This window comes from Pseudomonas sp. 44 R 15, assembly GCF_900004965.1.
In the GTDB taxonomy this organism is placed as follows: domain Bacteria; phylum Pseudomonadota; class Gammaproteobacteria; order Pseudomonadales; family Pseudomonadaceae; genus Aquipseudomonas; species Aquipseudomonas orientalis_A.
Genome location: NZ_CVTU01000025.1, coordinates 1 through 1151, shown reverse-complemented (window position 1 = coordinate 1151; position 1151 = coordinate 1). Strand labels below are relative to the sequence as shown.

Genomic DNA, 1151 nt, shown 5'->3' with positions numbered 1-1151 from the left:
AACCTGCTGGAAAAGACCGAACACGGCGACGATGGCAGTCAGCTTATTACCCAATACGAGCGCGACCATGCCGGTCGTCTTGTAAGAAAAATCCTCCCCGATGGCAATACGGTCGACTACACCTACGACCGCCAAGGCAACCTCCTCAGCGTCGAAGACGGCCACTGGGCGCTGGCCTACGAGTACGACAAACAAAACCGTCTCACTGCTGAACATCAGGGCTGGGGCACCTTGCGCTATGGCTATGACGCCTGCGGCCAACTTCAGCATTTACGCCTGCCGGATAATAACCGTCTGACCTTCAACCACGACAAAGCCGGCCACTTGGCCACCGTCGAGCTAAATGGCTCACTGCTGACCTCCCACCTGTTCCATGCAGGTCGCGAACACCAACGCCAACAAGGCCAACTGCTCAGCCACTACCACTACGACGACCAAAACCGCCTGCACGCCCACGCCGTCACCCAGCAAGGAAACCACCTTTACCAACGCCAATACGACTACGACAAAGCCGGCAACCTCGCCCGCCTGATCGACACCCGCAAAGGCGAACACCGTTACCGCTACGACCCACTAAACCGCCTGACCCGCGCCGATCACTCGCAAGACGTACAGGAGCGTTTCGGCCACAACCCCGCCGGCAATTTGCTTATGCAAGACAGGCCGGGGCCGGACATCGTGGCGGGCAATCGCCTGATGATCCAAGGCGGTCACCATTACGACTATGACGCTTTTGGAAATCTAATAAGAGAACGGCGTGGCAAGGGTCATGCACTCGTCACCGAGTACCGCTACGACTGCCAGCACCGGCTGATCGGCCTCACCAAGCCCAACGGCCAAACCGCAAGCTATCGCTATGACCCGTTTGGTCGACGTATCAGCAAAACCATAGAAGAGAAAACCACAGAGTTCTTCTGGCAAGGCGACAAGCTGATCGCCGAACACCATGCGGAACGTCATCGCAGCTACCTCTACGAACCCGACAGCTTCCGCCCGCTGGCACTGCTGGAAGGCTTCGGGCCGGAAGACGTAAAGCCCTACCACTACCAACTCGACCACCTCGGCACACCGCAGGAACTCACCACGCCCGACGGTGAAATCGTCTGGTCCGCGCACCACCGCGCCTACGGCGAAATCAGCCGCCTCGACGT

General features: G+C 58.8%; 1 protein-coding gene. It reads left to right on the top strand.

Annotated elements, in window-relative coordinates; all coding sequences use genetic code 11:
* On the top strand, nucleotides 1–1151 hold a 1151-nt coding region (locus BFP93_RS02065; protein ID WP_141687932.1), incomplete at both ends, for an RHS repeat domain-containing protein.